Origin of the sequence: Acinetobacter sp. ANC 5600, from assembly GCF_002018395.1 — a bacterium.
Lineage (GTDB): Bacteria > Pseudomonadota > Gammaproteobacteria > Pseudomonadales > Moraxellaceae > Acinetobacter > Acinetobacter amyesii.
This window is the reverse complement of the sequence record NZ_MVKW01000004.1, coordinates 24,602-42,129: the sequence shown is the minus strand read 5'-3', so window position 1 is coordinate 42,129 and position 17,528 is coordinate 24,602. Positions and strand designations below refer to the sequence as shown.

Genomic DNA, 17,528 nt, shown 5'->3' with positions numbered 1-17,528 from the left:
TGCCTATATTCGTGCGAATCCAAATTTTGACTTAGCAGAGGGCGTTAAGTCGGCAATTATGATTGGCAATGGCTCAGGAATGGCGGGTTTGCTTTCACATCTTAAGCAACGTGTCGCAACAGAGCACTATCAAAACTGGTTAATTTATGGTGAGCGTCAACAAGCTTTTGATGCAATTTTTGCTGATGAACTGCATGAATTACAAAACCAAGGTAAAATTGCAGAAATCGATCGGGTATTTTCTCGTGATGGATTTGCTGAAAAGTATGTGCAAGATGTCCTAGTTGTAAAAAAAGCTGAATTGATTGATTGGCTAGAGCAAGGGGCTTGTCTCTATATCTGCGGCAGTTTGAATATGGCTAAAGCGGTAGATGCCACTTTGCAAGAGATACTGGGCATTGAACAACTGCATACACTGCGTAAAGCAGGTCGTTACCGCCGTGATGTGTATTAAATAATTGATGTCTACTGAAGAAGTAAAGTAATGATGCAGTTCGTAATGAGATGGATCGATAGTTTAAAAAGGAATAATAATGGATAAATTTGTAATTAGAGTTTATCACGATTATAAAAGGCTAATTATAGCTATTTTTTTTATTATTGAGTTTTTGATTTTTTTAATAAAGTATTACTTTTTTGGGATAGGTTTCTGGAGTTTTATTGGTGCAGTAGTTTTTTTTATTATCTTTGTTGATCTAATTTATAATGGGAGTTATTTGTTGATCGGGAAGATAAAAAAAGAAAGTGAAGTTTATGAATATTATATTAGGTTTATCTATATTAGACTTCTTTCATAATTCATTTTTTGCTCAGCTCTAAATTATAGATTCCCGCAATTAAATTGAATCTTAAGCCCAGTCTTTTTCCTCGATTACGATATCGCTCGGCAAGGATTTTGAAAGTTTTTAAACTACCAAATACATGCTCAACCCCAATTCTTCTTTTGTTGATTTCTTGATTATAGATTTTTAGTTCAGGATCCAATTTACAGCGCTTTTTTGCTTTTAATGGCAACAAGCTATTTGGATACATTGCATAAATCCCTTGATAGCCTTTATCTGCAAGGATAAAGGCACCTGCCGGAATCTGATGTAAGTTTCGTTTGAAGAGTTCGAAATCATGTACAGCACCACGATCAGTGCATAAACTCAGAATTTGCTGAGTTCTATAATGAATGATGGCCTGGACTTTGAAAGTATGTGCCTTCTTTTTGCCACTATAGCTTTTCTTCTGTTTTTTTAGGTCTTTGTATTGGAATTTCTGTGGCATCAACAATCACCACGTTCCAGTCGATGCCTTCGCCCTCAGGCAAATGCTTCGGTAAATTAAATAAATTGGACTTGATCAGGCAGTCCTCTACATGACGGACAATTCTTGAAGCAGTCGGCTCTGACACACCATAACTTGTTGCAACATGGAACAAGGTTCGGTATTCGCGCCAATAACTTAAGCACAGAAGGATTTGATCTTCTATGCTCAATTTAGTTGGTCTACCTTTAGCAGGAACATGCATTTTCAGTTGTTCAACCATTAAATCAAAGGTTGACCATGATATGCCGGTGTATCGCTTAAACTGTGTTTCAGAAAGCTTCTTTGAATCGATATATTTCATCCGCAGATTATGCATGAATATTTAAAATTCTTCGGTACAAATAATCAGCAAGAGACTGTTCGTTTTTTGATTTATGAAAGAGGCTTATTATGGAAAGATATTCAAAGTATAGATGTCGTACGCCAAAATTTTGGAACCATTGATGAGATTCAACTCTATATATTGTGTTCAAATACAATCATTTATATTACCGAAAATACACAGGGTTATTACTATTTCATTGATCAACTGCATCAGAATTTTCCAGAAATAGATGAAATTTGGCAAATTTCAATCCTTGCAGATGATTCAGGGCAACCATTCAATATTTTAAAAAAAGGCAATGGTCATTGATATGAAAAGTTATTTAGCCGTCTACGATATTGGCGCATAATTTGCTTGCTTCTACCTAATTTTTTACTGTTTGATATAACAAATTAGGAAGTTGAAGTGACTACAGGCTACTTACGCGGGCAAGACTTAATTGACCAGATCCAACAACAGGATTATTCCAGAGACCTAATTGGATATCATGGCGATGTACCTCAAGTCATATGGCCTAATCAGGCACGTATCGCAGTGCAGTTCGTGTTGAACTATGAAGAAGGTGGAGAAAACCACATCGAACATGGGGATGCAGGATCAGAACAATTCTTATCCGATATTATTGGAGCGGCCAGTTTTCCTGCCAAACATATGTCGATGGACTCGATGTATGAATACGGCTCCAGAGCAGGTTTTTGGCGGATTCATGAAGAATTTAAAAAACGTGATTTACCCCTGACGGTCTTTGGTGTCGGTATGGCTTTAGCACGTAATCCTTATATCGTCGATGCGATCAAACAATCCAACTATGATGTCGTTTCACATGGTCAACGCTGGTTACATTATCAAGATATGCCGATAGAGCTAGAACGTCAGCACATGGATCAAGCTTTTAGTGTGCTTGAAGCTTTATTTGGAAAGACGCCTATTGGCTGGTACACAGGGCGTGACAGTCCCAACACACGTCAGCTATTGGCTGAATTTCCGCAAATCAAATATGACTGCGATCACTATGGTGATGATTTACCTTTTTGGAGTCATTTGACGAATGAAAGTGGTCAAACCCGTCCACATTTAATTATTCCTTATACTCTCGAAAGCAATGATATGAAGTTTTGTTCACCGGGTGGTTTCAACAGTGGTGAACAATTTTATCAATACCTTAAAGACGCTTTTGATGTGCTATATGCAGAAGGTGAAAGCGCGCCAAAAATGTTATCGATTGGGATGCATTGTCGTATTTTAGGGCGACCAGGCCGTTTTAAAGCACTACAACGATTCTTAGATTATGTGCAATCACATGAAAAAGTCTGGATCTGTCGCCGTGGTGATATCGCGGAACATTGGTATACACATCATGCAGTCTAATAAAAAAATATTTGGATAAAGAGGAGCTTAGCTCCTCTTTTTTTAGGCCTGTACTTATGTAACTGACTTCATAGACCTAGGTTGGCACTGATATTGCAAATCTAAATTTGAACAATCATTCAATAATTTTAGGCGAATTTATAGTGCAACTTGTTGAATTTAATAAAGCATCCGAAGCAGATGTAAAAACTTTTTTAAAGCACTGTGTGCAAATTGAAGGCTGGGCAGAACACATTGTAGCGCAGCGTCCTTATACCTCTGTCACGCAAATCACAGAGCAAGCAGTAAAAGCTGCAAATGCTTGGACTTGGGATGAAATCAAAAATGCTTTAGATAACCATCCACGGATTGGTGAAAAAAAGGCACAGGCTGAATTAAGTAGTTTGGAGCAACAATTTTCAAATCGAGAACAGTCTGAAATTTCAGCAGATGAAGAAACTCAATTTGCATTGCTCAAAGGCAATATGGCGTATGAGAAAAAGTACGGTTATCTCTTTTTAATCAAAGCTTCAGGCCTCAGTAGTGAAGATGTACTACAGGCGCTGCAATATCGATTATTGAATGATCCTGAAACAGAAAAAAGAATTGTCCATCATCAACTGGCTGAAATTGCCTTATTAAGATTAAAACAGGAGCTTAGCGCATGATTAGCTCACATATTTTAGACACCAATCTAGGCAAACCTGCAGCGAATGTCCGCATTCAATTATTTAATGCACACGGAGAGTTACTAGGTTCAGCCCAAACCAATGCTGATGGCCGCGTTAATGATTTTGCACTCAAGGAATTTACAGCAGGTGCGTATAGCCTTGAATTTGCGACTGCTGAATATTTTCAGACGTTAAATACCGAAACCTTTTTTCCAAAAGCTGTGATTCATTTTTATGTAAAAGATGCCTCGCAGCATTTTCATATTCCTTTACTCATTAGCCCATTTGCATATTCAACGTATCGCGGAAGCTAAGAGCAAAGTTAAAAAATAGGGGATATAAAAATGACAGAACAAGATAAAACAGTTTCACCAGAACATGAATATTTAGGCGCAGGGAAAAGCCTTGCCTATGGTCTACAGCATGTATTAACCATGTATGGCGGTATTATCGCTCCGCCATTGATTATTGGTACAGCCGCGGGACTTGAACCTGCGCAGATCGGTTTATTGATTGCGGCGGCGCTTTTTGTGGGTGGCTTGGCGACCATCCTGCAAACCGTAGGTGTGAAATATATCGGTGCAAAATTACCCTTAGTTCAAGGGGTTTCATTTGCAGGTGTGGCGACGATGATTGCCATAGTAACCACTGGCGGTGGGCTTTCTGCTGTTTATGGCGCGGTGATTGTTGCATCTCTAATTGGCTTTTTTCTAGCTCCATATTTTTCAAAAATTATTTGTTTTTTCCCACCGATTGTGACTGGCTGTGTGATCACCGTGATTGGTCTTTCATTGCTGCCTGTAGCGGTACGCTGGATGATGGGGGGCAATAATAAAGCACTAGACTGGGGAAGTGCTGAGAACATCAGCTTGGCATTTTTAACTTTAGGTATCGTGATTGCGCTGAACTTAACCCGTAATGCAACCATCCGACGTTTATCTATTTTGTTAGCCATCGTCTTCGGTACAGTGCTCGCTTATGCCTTTGGCTTTGGCGATTTTTCTAAAGTTGCAAATGGTAACTGGATTCAATTTCCAAGCTTCTTTGCTTTCGGTATGCCAACTTTTGAGTTAAGTGCCATTATTGCCATGCTGATTGTGACTTTAGTGATTATGACTGAAACGACAGCAGATATTATTGCCGTTGGGGAAATTGTTGGTACTAAAGTGGATGCTGAGCGTATTACCAATGGCTTACGCGCTGATATGCTATCTAGTGCAGCAGCGCCAATCTTCGGTTCATTCATGCAAAGTGCTTTTGCACAAAATGTCGGTTTAGTAGCGATTACTGGCGTGAAAAGTCGCTTTGTTGTCGCAGCGGGTGGAATGATTTTAGTCGTATTAGGCATTCTGCCAATTATGGGGCGACTGATTGCAGCGATTCCTGTCCCTGTCTTAGGCGGTGCTGGTTTAGTTTTGTTTGGAACGGTCGCAGCAAGTGGTATTCGTACCTTGGCGAAAATTGACTATAACGAGCAAAAGAACCTCATCATTGTTGCGACTGCAATTGCAGCAGGAATGATTCCAATTATCGATCATTCTTTCTATGCAAACTTCCCGAAATGGGTGCAAACACTCTTTCATTCAGGCATTAGTTCAACTTGTTTGATGGCGATTATTTTAAATATTGTGTTCAATCATCTGAATTTATTTAAAAATAAAGAAGTGACTATGAGCAAAGATCAGGTGAAAAAACCAAACATGGCAATAGATGTGCAACATTAATCATGGCAGATCTTGAGTCTTGAACCTCACGATGATTCATAAAATAATAACTTTATAGTTTAAAAAAGCCCTCTAAATTGAGGGCTTTTTATTGCGTAATATTTAAATAAATTAATTAATACCAAGACATTAAATAAGATATTTACTAACAATTGGTTAAGTGATTTTTGGTCTATTTAACTCTAAGTATTTAAGCTAAAAATACATTAATTTGAAATGTGAATAGGCGTTGGGAACTGAAACACATCACAATTATGCCCAGCGCCAATACGATCGATGACGGCAAAGCTACTTGGTGCTTCGAGTGTCAGTAGTGGATGATGCCATGTTCCTGCACGATAGTTGACTCCTTGGCTACCATCAGTGATGAAAGCACATAGCTGTGTAAGATCAGGGCTGTGATCATCCAACGCAGGTGCAACAACCACTAAAAAAGCTTGCGCTTGCATTGGAATAAACGCTTGTGAGCCGTTGGGATGCTGCTCTAACATCGAAATCGTAAAAGGCAACTCAGTCGTTTTGATATTTCTGAAGATGCTAATTCCAGCAACCGCATCACCTGAAATTTCTGTTTCTACGAGGGCATGATATCGCTCTGTATGTGCGTCATTGATGTGGAAAAAATCATGTCCAGTCGTACAAATAACCTCACCAAAAGGCGCAAAGCCTTCAATACTTAGAGCTTGTATTTTTATGCTGTGAGTCATGTTTAGATATCTTATAGGGTATTTAATTAAAAAAATTGAAACCATACACATAGGAAGCACGAAGGCTTCCTATTTGATTAACACTGCATTTAAGGATGTATTTTTCCCCATAACCGTATGCGACTAATTCCCCCGTCAGGAATCATATTGATGCGGATATGCGATATTTTTTCATGCTTTAAAATCTCACTGACAAAGCTATGAATATGATCCATCTGCATGTCTTGTGCATCGAGTAAAAAAGGCCAGAACATACTTTGCGGAATCAGTTGAGGGTCAGTGGCATCTTCTACATAGATCGCTTGTATAGAAACCTGCGCAGGGAAGTTGCCTTTAAAATGGGCAGTATCAATATCAATTTTCTCTATTGCACCAGATTGGCCCAAAGCCAAAATACACCAGTCAAAACCTGGTGCACGGCGACGTTTCGTTTCCCAACCATCTCCCATATTGATGCCGCGACCAGGGTTAATTAAGTTTCGTGGATGTCCAAAATGAGCATCACTATAAGCAATAACACGTCCACCATTTTCTAGTGCAACGAGGTCTAATGTGCTCATACTATCTTGAATTTGAACCTGAACTTCACCATAGACTTTAAATCGTGCAATACCGCCGTCTGGATATATATTTAAACGCACATGGGTAAAAACCTGATCAGTTGAGACCTTCAATATATGGTGTTGGCTCGGGCCCAATACGGTATTGCCTAAGATATTGACCCATGCTGCCTGTGCTAGTTCACCACTCGGTGCAAAGCAGGCTTCAACTGATGCGGAAGCTGGATAATTCCCTGTAAAGAATGTTGTATCAATATCTAAGGCTTGAATTCGACCAGCAACACCGAGTTGGATGATTGCCCAATCATAACCTGCATGGCGTTTACGACGCGTTTCCCAACCATCCATCCATTTGCCATGCTCATCAAATTTATCTTCGACGAAGATAGGTGCATTAAATTGAAGCATGCGTTTTGATTCTGCAAAAAAATCATCTGAACAATCAAGTATTTTTGCACCAATACGGTCATCTGCTAAATTTGTAAGTGTCTGTAATTGTGCAGGAATATCAAAACTTGGTGCGAGTAAAGTCGCCATATATAAAATCCATTCACTATTTTCATTTAAAACATATGCATTTTGTTTTCAGTGTTAAAAATTTAACATTTGATAAAAACAAGCATTTACACGTGTTTAGAAGCACAGCGTGTGCCAACTTTAGATTTTTTATTGCTTTTTTGAAAAAATGGCATGCTTTTCGCTTTTTAGGAGAAAGATATTTAAAAACACAGGGGAGTTATAGATGGACATTACAATTATTGGTGCAGGTATGGCGGGCCTAACGACTGGGATCGCTTTGAAAAAATTTGGACACCAAGTAACCATCTATGAACAGGCAGAACAAATTTTACCTGTTGGAGCCGCTATTTCTTTATGGTCTAACGGTGTCAAATGTTTGAACTATTTGGGGCTAACCGAACAAGTCGAAAAGCTCGGTGGCAAGATGGATCATTTAGCCTATATTGATGGTTTAACGGGCGATGTTATGACGCAGTTTAGTCTGTTTCCTTTAATTGAAGAAGTTGGACAACGACCATATCCCGTTTCACGTGCAGACTTACAAAATATGCTCATGGATGAATTTGGTCGTGAGAATATTCATCTAGGCAAAAAAATGGTGAGCTTCTCAGAACGAGATAATCAAGTGATCACCCGTTTTGCCGACGGAAGCGAGGTTCGGGCTGATTTATTGGTCGGCGCTGATGGCACACATTCATTGACACGGGCATATGTATTGGGTGAACAAGTTGAGCGCCGCTATGCAGGTTATGTCAATTGGAACGGTTTAGTCGATATTTCAGAAGAATTTGCTGCGGCAGATCAATGGACGACATTTGTAGGAGAAGGTAAGCGCGTTTCGCTGATGCCCGTTGCCGACAACCGATTCTATTTCTTCTTTGATGTCCCTTTAGCAGCAGGCTTAGAAAATGACCGGACACAATATCAGGCCTTATTTAAAGAATACTTTAAAGGTTGGTGTGAACCGGTTCAAAAGCTAATTGATGCTGTAGATGCCCAAAAAACCAATCGGGTAGAAATTCATGATATTGAACCTTTTGCAGATTTCTACAAAGGTCGTGTGGTGATTGTGGGTGATGCAGCACACAGTACAACGCCGGATATTGGACAAGGCGGCTGCCAAGCAATAGAAGATGCAATTTATTTAGCTCGTTCTTTACAAATCAATACTTTGGGCTTGCAAGATTCATTGCGTCGTTATCAAAATAAACGTAATGAACGTGCCAATGAATTGGTTCTGCGAGCGCGTAAGCGTTGTGATGTAACCCATATGAAAGATGTAAGCGTAACGCGCGAATGGTATGCAGAACTGCGTAAAGAACAAGGCAATCATATTATGAAAGGTATTATCAGTAATATTGTAGGTAATCCATTGGATTAAAAATAAACTAATAAAACTTTAGCTTTCAGCAGCCAGTTCGAATTATTCGCACTGGATTTTTTTTACAAAAAATTAAGTGACAAAAAAGCTTAAATAATGGTTTTAATGGTTCAAAGATTTTAAATTGATCTTAATTTCTTCCATTTTTTCCACCAAAAGATTAATCATGATCTGAGAAATTCGAGAGGTTTGGCGCTTCGATGCGACACATAAAGCGATGGTCAAACTGTGTAAGCCTTTTTCACGGATCGGTTTAAAAATAATCTTATTATTCTCAAGCAGTGGCAAAGCATCCATGTATGACATCAAACTGATGCCTAATTGTTGTTGAACCAATGACAATATCATTCTAATGTCATTACATTCGATCTTTTGAATCGGACTAAACTTATGATGCTTATATAAAGTCTGTACATATTCACTAATAATGAGTGGTTCACTCGGCAAAATATGCCGTTCATTTAACGTATCTGAAAGATAAATTTTATCCATCCCACCCAAGGTATGATGCGGCGACATCACAAAGCCCAAAGGAATTTCTATAAAGGATAAAATCTCTAATTGGCTATGGCTTTTGGGATTTAAAATAATGCCAAAATCTAATTCTGCATCGACGATTTTTCTGGATATATCATCACTGCTATTCATGCTGATGTTGAGGTTGATCCACGGATAAGTTTCAGCCATCTTTTGAATACAGTCGACGACAAAACTGTCATTCAAAGCTGCAATAAAGCCCATTTCAATGTTTCCACGGTTTAAGCCTTGGATTTCATCAAATCGAGTTCGCGTTAGTTGATATTCTTTTTGCCATTTTAATAAATCGGCATACAGTAATTCACCCGCGAGCGTCAGTTTTAAGCCCTGAGGTAATCGTTCAAATAGGGCAACCCCCAGTTCTTCCTCTGCCAAAACGATTTGTCGATGTACTGCCGAGACTGAAATAAAAAGTTGTTCAGCAGCTTTACGTAGACTCCCAGTCCGTGCAACCGCCATAAAATATTCAGAAAATCTAGAAAAGGTAATCGACATACAGGCTTCAATCTCTATCGCGTCATCAGCGAATCATAATGTTATGCATTTTAAGCGATATTCATGCCAGCTTTATCAAATCAAGCAATAATGAATACTTAATGTTCTAAAAAATAGAACAATCTATGCAAATCATTCTAATAGACAGAAATGTGTTTAGAATTTAATTTCGACTTAGAAAATAAGGATTTAGCAAAATTTAAATAGAGCTAAATGCTGAAGAAATATTGAAAATGTCGAGATGAACTATGAATGCCATTCCAGTACTCAATTTATTTACCCAACCTCAGTGCAGTACATTTGATGCCAACGACTGGAATATTTTGGCGCAGCATTGGTATCCCGTTGCACGTGTAGAAGATGTTTCGACTGAACCGCAACAAGTGCAATTACTCGATGTAAAAATGGCGTTATATCAAACTGAAAGTGGAAAAATTCATTTGGTTCGTGACATTTGTCCACATCGAGGGGTGCCACTAACTAAAGGCTGGGTCAAGGGTGAAGACATTATTTGTCCATATCATGGTTTACATTATAACGGCGCAGGAAAGTGTGTAAAAATTCCCGCACAGCCAGAGCTGACTCAAATTTCAGAGCGTTTTTCATTAACTAAATTTCCAGTTGTATTGAAATATGGATTAGTGTGGACCAGTTTATTTAACCGAGACGAATCTACGGCCAATTTTCCAGATTTAGACACGTGGGATACCGAGCAGCACCAATCGATATTGCCACCTTATGTAGATATTGGTGGTTCAAGTGGGCGTCAGCTCGAAGGCTTTATTGATGTTGCACATTTCGCATGGGTGCATCATGAGAGCTTTGCAGACCGTGAAAATCCTAAAGTACAAAAATATTCCACAGTACGTACGGACTATGGACTACATACAGAATATCTCAGTGATGTGAGTAATTATCCGCATGGCTTACAACATTTAGCGCCAGAAGATTTTTTATGGAAAAGAACATTTGATGTCTATCCGCCATTTTCAGCAATTTTAACCATCGATTTTCCTGAAAATGGGGTGTTGAAAATCTTAAATGCCTGTTGTCCTGTATCGCATAATAAAACCCGTTTATTTGTGCCTTTAACTCGAAATTTTGATACCACAGGAGATTTACAAGCAGTTTATGATTTTAATGCACAAATTTTTGCTGAAGATCAGGACATGGTGGAAAGTCAAAAACCTGAGGAATTGCCACTGGATATCAGTATGGAGGCGCATTTCGAAGCAGATCGCTCATCCACAACCTATCGTCGCATATTAGCCGAATGGGGGCTAAGCAAACGTTATACCGTTTAAATTTTATATTCGAATAATTTTATATTTGAAGTATTCATGCAAAAAAGCGACTCAATCGAGCCGCTTTTTGAATTTGTACACTAAGGATTAGTTTACACGTATCCATGTTTGGCTGCGTCCAAGCGCAGATACACCAATATAGCCACGACCATTCAAAGTCTTACCGTCATTCGACATTTTCGCATTGAAGCTATAGGTTTTACCATTTTTGGGGTCAGTAATTTTACCGCCGTCATAGGTATTTTTACCGGTATTTTTCAAACCATTCACGATTTGTACACCGAGTAATGGTTTATTGTGGAATTTACCAACACATTTTTGGCAGTTTTCTGCTTCACCCGGGGTGAGTACATCAACGATTTTTGCAGATAAAACGCCATTTGAGGTTTCGTTAAATTGAACTACGGATAAAGGTTTTTTTGTTTGGTCATCGATGGTTTTCCATTTAGTACCATGCAATGGATCAGCAGCCAATGCTAAGCTAGACACCAGTGATAAACCGATTAGGCTAAGAGTTGTTTTTATCATTTTAGAACCTCTATTGAACATAGTAAGAGATGTGCATCCCTGATCTTCCAAAGGGTGGATACACAAGACTTGGAAAATTACAAAGCATCAGCCTTGCTTTCTTCAAGGACTATATTCACAAAAAAATAAGTATATATTGTGGATTTTATATACTGATTTTGAATATCTAGAATCTGGATCGTGTAGAAAAATAGAATAAATGTTGAGCTTTGTTTATAACATTTGGGGTTTGTATCACTTTTATAAATATCAAACGCAATTTGATTTAAAAAAATTGGAGCTACAATCCGCAAAAAAGCAGGAGATAAAAGGCTCATTAAAGCTTTTAATTTTTGCTCTAATCATGGCGAATTACATTCATTTGATTTGAAGAAATAACGCTAAATAGCCATGTATAGCATTCATATTTTAGAATTAAATAAAATCATTTCATTCATAGATTAGAACTCGTTAAGCTTGTGCTATGAATAATACGAAAATGCGGCTTGATCACTGAACTGGATTAAGTGTGTATAGGAATAACGATGAAAAATTTTAACAACAAAGTCGCAGCCATTACTGGAGCAGGTTCAGGTATTGGACAGCAATTAGCCATTCAACTGGCTCAATCAGGTGCGCATCTAGCATTAAGTGATCGCAACCTCGACGGCCTTGCACAAACGGCTGAAATGATTAAGCACACCGGTGTGAAAATAACTCAGACCCAGTTAGATGTGTCTGATCGTGCCGCTGTCGAGCAATGGGCGGCTGCAACCCAAGCTGAATTTGGTCAGGTCAATTTGATCTTTAATAATGCGGGTGTCGCGCTAGCCAGTACAGTAGAAGGTATGCATTATGATGAAATTGAGTGGATTATGAATATCAATTTCTGGGGCGTGGTGTATGGGACAAAAGCATTTTTACCGTACTTAAGACAAAGTGGCGATGGACATATTGTGAATATTTCCAGCTTATTTGGTTTGACAGCTCAACCGACTCAAAGTGCCTATAATGCAACGAAGTTTGCAGTACGTGGTTTTACAGAATCTTTACGTCAAGAATTAGACTTGGAAAATGTCGGAGTGAGCGCTACCTGTGTGCATCCGGGTGGAATTCGAACCAATATTGCAAATAGCGCGCGTATGAGTGACAGTATTCGTGCGTTGGGTATGAACCCAGATAGAGCCACGAAAGCCTTTAATAAAGTGTTGAAAACACCGCCTGAAGTTGCAGCAAAAGTGATTTTAGATGCGGTAAAGCAAAATAAACGTCGTGTTTTGATCGGTAATGACGCCAAAATCATTGATTTAATTCAGCGGATTGCACCTACACGTTATGCCCAAGCCATAGATCTGCTCAGTGGTAAGAAAAAACGTAAATAATTCAAAGATAAGTAAAAAAGGGATGATGCAACATGATCCCTTTTTTTTGTTTTTGTCAAAATATATATTTGAAAATGTATTTCTAAAATGAATTAAGCGGTGCTAGAGAAGACGCTATTTTGAAATCACATAATTCCAGCATGAGTTCAATTGATTAAAAATTTTGAACCATTTAGAAGTAAAATATGAGAAAAATTGATATTTAAATAAAAAATGAACACTTCACCACAAAATATAAGACTATTTTAGCTTGCTAACAGAATTGTATTAAAAACGTCCTAAGGATTGGACTACACAGGTGACTTAAATGGAATTAAGACATTTAAAATATTTTGTCATGGTTGCACAAGAACTTAATTTTAGCCAAGCGGCCTTAAAACTTTATACGGCTCAGCCTTCTCTTAGCCAACAAATCAAAGACCTCGAAGAGTTTATTGGCGTACAGTTATTTATTCGCTCTAAACGTAAAGTTGAACTGACCGATGAAGGAATTGTTTTTTTGGAACATGCCAAAAATATTTTGGAAAGTGCCGATAAAGCAGTTGCAATGACGCGCCAAGTCAAAAAAGCCAAAGACCAAAAAATCACCATTGGTTTTGTACCAGTTGCAGAAATGAAAATTTTTCCTTTTATTATTCCGAAACTCACAGAGATGTTTCCTGACTTAAAAGTTGAACTTTTAAGCTTAAATGACACTCAAATCGTCAGTGATTTACATAATGGACGTATTGATATCGCCATATCGAGGGCAGATGTTAATAACCATGAAATTTCGAGTCAGTTGATATTTGAAGAGCCTTTGATTTTCTTGATGAATAATCAGCATCCATTTGCAAATCAAAATAAAATATCAGTCAAATCTTTAGAAGAAATAGATTTTATTATTCCGGCTGAGGAAGTGTCGTCAGTTCTGCATCATAAGATTTTAAAATTTGCAGAAGACAAAAAGATCAACTTAAAAATCATCCAGCGCGCCAGTAATATTTTATTCAACATTAATTCAATCAATATCACACAGTCGTGTACGATTTTACCGAGTTATATTGCAGATATTGCTTATGAAAATATTATTGTCAAAAAGTTAGATACGGACCTTCCAACAATCAACTTATATATGAGTAAGCGCAGTACAAATACATCACCTAGTGTGCAAGCATTTATAAATTTAATTAACGATTTTTTTCATTTGAAGTTTGATTGAAGTTTATCATTTAGTTAAGTGATTCTATTCAATAAATAATCTTCTCAGGGGGGTAAAAACCTTTGGATTTACGCTGCTGATAAAGTTTATGTTGGTTCAAATTAGATGGTTTTTTTTAAACTAAGGCTAGGTGGCGATTACTTCATCATAAAAATTGAATCTGTGCGTTGCTATGCTTATTTGCCTAAAGGGTTCACTGGATTGCCAAAGTTGTAGAGCTTTTATTGACTGCTGTGGGATTAGATGTTCAATAAGCTTTTGAAATCGCTCATCGAGAATTGCCTGAATTAACCGAAGTCTAAATGAAAGCATTTTATTTTTGATTAAACAAAGAAGATGTAATTTTCCATCTTCTTTGTATTAGCAATGCGTTTGGATATTATGAACTTTTAGAATCTTGAGTCGTTGTCATCGGCGCTTGTGTAGTTACACGGTTGGTCAAAATGATATGTGCCGCGACACCGATACAAATCCCCCAAAATACTGAGCTTAGCCCTAAAAAATGCATACCTGAGGCTGTCGCTAAAAAAGTGATCAGCGCTGCATCACGGTTGGCCTCATTTTTCATCGCAACCGACATATTTGTCCCAATCGCACCTAATAACGCTAAACCTGCAAGTGCAGCGACTAACTCTTTAGGTAATAGGCTAAATAACATGACAATGCTGCCTGCAAATAAGCCGCCTAAAATATAAAAAATACCATTGGCAATACCGGCTATATAGCGTTTTTCCTTAAGTTCATGTGCATCTTTGCCCATACACATGGCTGCGGTGATAGACGCTAAAACAATAGTAATGCCTCCGACACATGCGACAGCGAGCGAGGCAATACTGGTTGCTGTGATAATCGGCTTGGCTGGCGTTTCATATCCACTGAGTTTCATGATCGCCATCCCCGGAAGGAATTGACCACTCAGACTGACTAAGATTAAGGGAATTGCCAAATTTAAAGTTGAGTTCCAAGTCCAAGTTGGAGCAATAAACTGCGGTATAGCGAGCTGAAAATTTACATCAACAGGATTGATTTTCCCTAATGTAAAACTCAGGACAACACCAGTTAGCAAGACCCAAATCATCGCGTAGCGTGGCGATAGTCTTTTAGAAATAAGAAAGACTAATAACATGCCAAAGACAATGATCGGCATACTATCTGTAGCAGTGAACAGTCCAAGCCCAAACTGAAATAAAATACCTGCCATCATCCCCGCAGCGACATCTTGAGGAATCCATTTTAAGAGTTTGTCAAAATAGCCGGTGATGCCAATCAAAAATATAACGATAGCGGATGTGATATAAGCCGCTATGGCTTCATTCAGTGAAATATTCGGAAATAGGGTGACTAAAAGAGCCGTACCGGGCGCTGACCACGCGGTAATCACCGGGGTTTTATATTTAATAGAGAGATAAATACCCGTCAGTGCTGCACCAATAGAAATGCCCCAAATCCATGAAATCATCATGGCTGGGGAGACTTGGGCTTTTTGTGCGGCTTGGAAAAAAATAATCAATGGGCCTGAATATGAAATCAGCACGGCTAAAAATCCTGCAACCGTCGCTGAGATCGACCAATCTTCTTTTAATGTTTTTAACAGGGGTGCCATCGCTTTTGCCTCCATGCGACTATGTCAATGAGCCTGTTGAATTTAACCAATGATTTTTAGAGATTAACCTTGATCTCCACCACCAACAGGGACGACTGTTCCTGTCATATAAGATGAATCATCGGATGCCAAAAATAGGATGGCATTGACTTGTTCCTGAATTGTGCCATAGCGCCCCAAGAATGTACGGTCAATGGTTTGATCGACCACGTCTTGCATCCATTGTTTTTCATGATCTGACAATGGGTTTGCGTTTCTTGGTACTTTCCGTGGTGGCGCTTCTGTGCCACCTGTGGCTACGGCATTGACTCGAATACCATCTTTTGCATGCTCAAAAGCGAGTGCAGCGGTTAAGCCATTGACCCCACCTTTTGACGCTGAATATGGCACACGGTTAATACCACGGGTTGCAATAGAAGATACATTTACAATCGTCCCTTGCTGATTTTGAATCATTTCAGGTAACACGGCTCGGCAGCACCACATAGTTGGAAATAATGAACGATTAACTTCCTTAACGATTTCTTCTTCTGAAAACTCTTGGAAGGGCTTCATCCAAATCGCACCTCCGACGTTATTGATCAAGATATCAATTCGGCCATATTTTTCAATGGCTTGGGTAGCAACTGATTGAGCGCCTGCATATGTTTCAAGATTGGCTTTAACAATAATGGCATCGCCATTATGGGCTTGAATATCGTTCAGCGTATCTTCAACAAAATCTGAGAGATCTGCCAATACCACTTGAGCGCCTTCCCGTGCCACTTGTAGTGCGACGCCACGACCGATACCTTGAGCGGCACCGGTTACAATCACAACTTTATTGCTAAATCTGGCTTGTTCTGACATTAAACTATTCTCCCTTAATTCGCTGAGAATTTTTCAAACAAGAAGTTTGCAGGTTTAACGCCTTCTGTATCTAACCAGCCACGTACAGCTTCAACCATCGGCACAGGACCACAGAGATAAATATCTACATCGCCATTGTTTAACCAATCTTTTTCAACATGACTGGTCACATAGCCTTTACGTTCATGCTGTGACTCAGGGTGAGCGACCACAGTACGGTATTCGAACCACGGGAGTTTGCTTTGTAATTCATCGAGCTTGTCTTTTGCCACGATGTCAAAGTCATTGGTTACGCCAAATACAAGACGAACAGGTTGTTCAGAACCTTTTTCTTCAAGCACTTGTAACATGGACATAAACGGCGCAATACCTGTACCACCTGCAAGCATGACCACAGGGCGGACGACATTACGCAGATAAAAACTACCAAAAGGACCTTTGAAGGTCATTTTGTCGCCGGCTTTCGCATCGGCACTCAGGAAGGTACTCATTTTGCCTTCAGGGACATTACGAACCACGAAGCCTGTTAAACGATTGCCCGGCTTTGAACTAAACGAATACGAACGTGTTTCTTCAGTCCCCGGAATGCCGACATTGACGTATTGACCTGCCAAGAAGTTAATGTCAGGTTGACCTTCATCCAGTTGAATATCAAAGGTAATCGTAGAATCCGACATATTTTCAACACGAGACAATGTGCCTTGAAACTCATGAATTTCAGTTTTACACACGTCAGATGATGCACTAATTTGGAAAACAGCATCTGAACTTGGACGACATTGGCAAGCTAAAATATAACCTTGCTCAGCTTCTTCGGGGGTTAAAGCATCTTCGATATAAGATTCTTCAGGCATGTCGTAAGTACCCGACTCACAAAATGCACGGCATGTCCCGCATGCGCCATCACGGCAATCTAGAGGGATATTGATTTTTTGACGATAGGCTGCGTCGGAAAGGGTTTCACCTTGAGCAACACTAATAAAACGAGTAACGCCATCTTCAAATTGAAGTGCAACATTATGGTTTGACATGGCTGAATATCCTTTTGAAAATCTGGTATAACGTGTCCTTTCAGCCAAATATCCTTCTGGCTGAAAGTAAAACC

General features: G+C 39.0%; 19 protein-coding genes. 10 read left to right on the top strand and 9 right to left on the bottom strand.

All coding sequences use genetic code 11. The features are described from left to right. Positions 1-58 precede the first annotated feature (58 nt). A complete protein-coding gene (locus tag B1201_RS09715) occupies positions 59-454 on the top strand; it encodes a hypothetical protein (protein WP_078193352.1) in 396 nt (131 codons plus the stop codon). A gap of 344 nt (positions 455-798) precedes the next feature. On the opposite strand, the gene B1201_RS09705 is transcribed toward B1201_RS09715, so the two are convergent. Together B1201_RS09705 and B1201_RS09700 are read right to left on the bottom strand one after the other, a co-directional pair. Further along, positions 799-1,269 carry a transposase family protein gene (locus tag B1201_RS09705; RefSeq protein WP_078193350.1) on the bottom strand — a complete coding sequence of 157 codons (471 nt, stop codon included), beginning with the start codon at positions 1,267-1,269 and terminating at the stop codon, positions 799-801. Then, on the bottom strand, positions 1,217-1,627 hold the full coding sequence (locus B1201_RS09700; protein WP_143221689.1) for a transposase family protein: 411 nt from the start codon (positions 1,625-1,627) through the stop codon (positions 1,217-1,219). The genes B1201_RS09705 and B1201_RS09700 overlap by 53 nt, the downstream gene beginning before the upstream one ends. On the opposite strand from B1201_RS09700, the gene B1201_RS09695 reads away from it, so the two are divergent. The 5 genes from B1201_RS09695 (at position 1,622) to B1201_RS09675 (ending at position 5,378) form a co-directional block, all read left to right on the top strand. Then, positions 1,622-1,945 (top strand): hypothetical protein, encoded by a 324-nt coding sequence (locus tag B1201_RS09695; protein WP_078193349.1) that lies wholly within the window; start codon positions 1,622-1,624, stop codon positions 1,943-1,945. The genes B1201_RS09700 and B1201_RS09695 overlap by 6 nt on opposite strands. Before the next feature lie 96 nt (positions 1,946-2,041). Further along, entirely contained in the window at positions 2,042-3,004 is a 963-nt protein-coding gene (puuE, locus tag B1201_RS09690; RefSeq protein ID WP_078193348.1) for an allantoinase PuuE, read from the top strand. Positions 3,005-3,147: 143 nt separating this feature from the next. Beyond that, the gene (gene uraD, locus B1201_RS09685; RefSeq protein WP_078193347.1) at positions 3,148-3,651 is read left to right on the top strand and encodes a 2-oxo-4-hydroxy-4-carboxy-5-ureidoimidazoline decarboxylase; all 504 of its coding nucleotides are present in this window, start codon (positions 3,148-3,150) and stop codon (positions 3,649-3,651) included. After that, positions 3,648-3,968 carry a hydroxyisourate hydrolase gene (gene uraH / locus B1201_RS09680; RefSeq protein ID WP_078193346.1) on the top strand — a complete coding sequence of 107 codons (321 nt, stop codon included), beginning with the start codon at positions 3,648-3,650 and terminating at the stop codon, positions 3,966-3,968. The genes uraD and uraH overlap by 4 nt, the downstream gene beginning before the upstream one ends. A gap of 30 nt (positions 3,969-3,998) precedes the next feature. Beyond that, the gene (locus B1201_RS09675) at positions 3,999-5,378 is read left to right on the top strand and encodes a nucleobase:cation symporter-2 family protein (protein WP_078193345.1); all 1,380 of its coding nucleotides are present in this window, start codon (positions 3,999-4,001) and stop codon (positions 5,376-5,378) included. A gap of 206 nt (positions 5,379-5,584) precedes the next feature. On the opposite strand, the gene B1201_RS09670 is transcribed toward B1201_RS09675, so the two are convergent. Further along, positions 5,585-6,085: an ureidoglycolate lyase gene (locus tag B1201_RS09670; RefSeq protein ID WP_078193344.1), complete on the bottom strand. Its 501-nt coding sequence runs from the start codon at positions 6,083-6,085 to the stop codon at positions 5,585-5,587. Between the two features lie 89 nt (positions 6,086-6,174). After that, entirely contained in the window at positions 6,175-7,182 is a 1,008-nt protein-coding gene (alc, locus tag B1201_RS09665; protein ID WP_078193343.1) for an allantoicase, read from the bottom strand. A gap of 205 nt (positions 7,183-7,387) precedes the next feature. On the opposite strand from alc, the gene hpxO reads away from it, so the two are divergent. Continuing rightward, positions 7,388-8,545 carry an FAD-dependent urate hydroxylase HpxO gene (gene hpxO, locus B1201_RS09660; RefSeq protein WP_078193342.1) on the top strand — a complete coding sequence of 386 codons (1,158 nt, stop codon included), beginning with the start codon at positions 7,388-7,390 and terminating at the stop codon, positions 8,543-8,545. Positions 8,546-8,647: 102 nt separating this feature from the next. Here hpxO and B1201_RS09655 read toward each other — a convergent pair whose 3' ends face one another. Further along, entirely contained in the window at positions 8,648-9,577 is a 930-nt protein-coding gene (locus B1201_RS09655; protein ID WP_078193341.1) for a LysR family transcriptional regulator, read from the bottom strand. Between the two features lie 248 nt (positions 9,578-9,825). On the opposite strand from B1201_RS09655, the gene B1201_RS09650 reads away from it, so the two are divergent. Beyond that, positions 9,826-10,881, top strand: a complete 1,056-nt coding sequence (locus B1201_RS09650) for an aromatic ring-hydroxylating oxygenase subunit alpha (RefSeq protein ID WP_078193340.1) — start codon at positions 9,826-9,828, stop codon at positions 10,879-10,881. An 87-nt stretch (positions 10,882-10,968) separates the two neighbouring features. Here B1201_RS09650 and B1201_RS09645 read toward each other — a convergent pair whose 3' ends face one another. Next, entirely contained in the window at positions 10,969-11,409 is a 441-nt protein-coding gene (locus B1201_RS09645; protein ID WP_078190743.1) for a DUF2147 domain-containing protein, read from the bottom strand. 524 nt (positions 11,410-11,933) lie between these two features. On the opposite strand from B1201_RS09645, the gene B1201_RS09640 reads away from it, so the two are divergent. Both B1201_RS09640 and hcaR read left to right on the top strand, forming a co-directional pair. Next, the gene (locus B1201_RS09640; RefSeq protein WP_078193339.1) at positions 11,934-12,770 is read left to right on the top strand and encodes an SDR family NAD(P)-dependent oxidoreductase; all 837 of its coding nucleotides are present in this window, start codon (positions 11,934-11,936) and stop codon (positions 12,768-12,770) included. A 307-nt stretch (positions 12,771-13,077) separates the two neighbouring features. After that, on the top strand, positions 13,078-13,971 hold the full coding sequence (gene hcaR, locus B1201_RS09635; RefSeq protein ID WP_078193338.1) for a DNA-binding transcriptional regulator HcaR: 894 nt from the start codon (positions 13,078-13,080) through the stop codon (positions 13,969-13,971). A gap of 379 nt (positions 13,972-14,350) precedes the next feature. On the opposite strand, the gene benE is transcribed toward hcaR, so the two are convergent. From benE to benC, 3 genes are all read right to left on the bottom strand, one after another. After that, positions 14,351-15,574, bottom strand: a complete 1,224-nt coding sequence (gene benE / locus B1201_RS09630; protein ID WP_078193699.1) for a benzoate/H(+) symporter BenE — start codon at positions 15,572-15,574, stop codon at positions 14,351-14,353. A 63-nt stretch (positions 15,575-15,637) separates the two neighbouring features. Beyond that, positions 15,638-16,423: a benzoate diol dehydrogenase BenD gene (gene benD / locus B1201_RS09625; RefSeq protein WP_078193337.1), complete on the bottom strand. Its 786-nt coding sequence runs from the start codon at positions 16,421-16,423 to the stop codon at positions 15,638-15,640. Between the two features lie 14 nt (positions 16,424-16,437). Beyond that, positions 16,438-17,454, bottom strand: a complete 1,017-nt coding sequence (gene benC, locus B1201_RS09620; protein WP_078190731.1) for a benzoate 1,2-dioxygenase electron transfer component BenC — start codon at positions 17,452-17,454, stop codon at positions 16,438-16,440. Positions 17,455-17,528: the final 74 nt, after the last annotated feature.

What these genes read in the sequence shown, in the direction of transcription:
- B1201_RS09715 (WP_078193352.1), top strand. Translation starts at nt 59, where the DNA reads ATGATTGGCAATGGCTCAGGAATGGCGGGTTTGCTTTCACATCTTAAG.
- B1201_RS09705 (WP_078193350.1), bottom strand. Translation starts at nt 1,269, where the DNA reads ATGCCACAGAAATTCCAATACAAAGACCTAAAAAAACAGAAGAAAAGC.
- B1201_RS09695 (WP_078193349.1), top strand. Translation starts at nt 1,622, where the DNA reads ATGCATGAATATTTAAAATTCTTCGGTACAAATAATCAGCAAGAGACT.
- B1201_RS09700 (WP_143221689.1), bottom strand. Translation starts at nt 1,627, where the DNA reads ATGCATAATCTGCGGATGAAATATATCGATTCAAAGAAGCTTTCTGAA.
- uraH (WP_078193346.1), top strand. Translation starts at nt 3,648, where the DNA reads ATGATTAGCTCACATATTTTAGACACCAATCTAGGCAAACCTGCAGCG.
- B1201_RS09675 (WP_078193345.1), top strand. Translation starts at nt 3,999, where the DNA reads ATGACAGAACAAGATAAAACAGTTTCACCAGAACATGAATATTTAGGC.
- B1201_RS09670 (WP_078193344.1), bottom strand. Translation starts at nt 6,085, where the DNA reads ATGACTCACAGCATAAAAATACAAGCTCTAAGTATTGAAGGCTTTGCG.
- alc (WP_078193343.1), bottom strand. Translation starts at nt 7,182, where the DNA reads ATGGCGACTTTACTCGCACCAAGTTTTGATATTCCTGCACAATTACAG.
- hpxO (WP_078193342.1), top strand. Translation starts at nt 7,388, where the DNA reads ATGGACATTACAATTATTGGTGCAGGTATGGCGGGCCTAACGACTGGG.
- B1201_RS09655 (WP_078193341.1), bottom strand. Translation starts at nt 9,577, where the DNA reads ATGTCGATTACCTTTTCTAGATTTTCTGAATATTTTATGGCGGTTGCA.
- B1201_RS09650 (WP_078193340.1), top strand. Translation starts at nt 9,826, where the DNA reads ATGAATGCCATTCCAGTACTCAATTTATTTACCCAACCTCAGTGCAGT.
- B1201_RS09645 (WP_078190743.1), bottom strand. Translation starts at nt 11,409, where the DNA reads ATGATAAAAACAACTCTTAGCCTAATCGGTTTATCACTGGTGTCTAGC.
- B1201_RS09640 (WP_078193339.1), top strand. Translation starts at nt 11,934, where the DNA reads ATGAAAAATTTTAACAACAAAGTCGCAGCCATTACTGGAGCAGGTTCA.
- hcaR (WP_078193338.1), top strand. Translation starts at nt 13,078, where the DNA reads ATGGAATTAAGACATTTAAAATATTTTGTCATGGTTGCACAAGAACTT.
- benE (WP_078193699.1), bottom strand. Translation starts at nt 15,574, where the DNA reads ATGGCACCCCTGTTAAAAACATTAAAAGAAGATTGGTCGATCTCAGCG.
- benD (WP_078193337.1), bottom strand. Translation starts at nt 16,423, where the DNA reads ATGTCAGAACAAGCCAGATTTAGCAATAAAGTTGTGATTGTAACCGGT.
- benC (WP_078190731.1), bottom strand. Translation starts at nt 17,454, where the DNA reads ATGTCAAACCATAATGTTGCACTTCAATTTGAAGATGGCGTTACTCGT.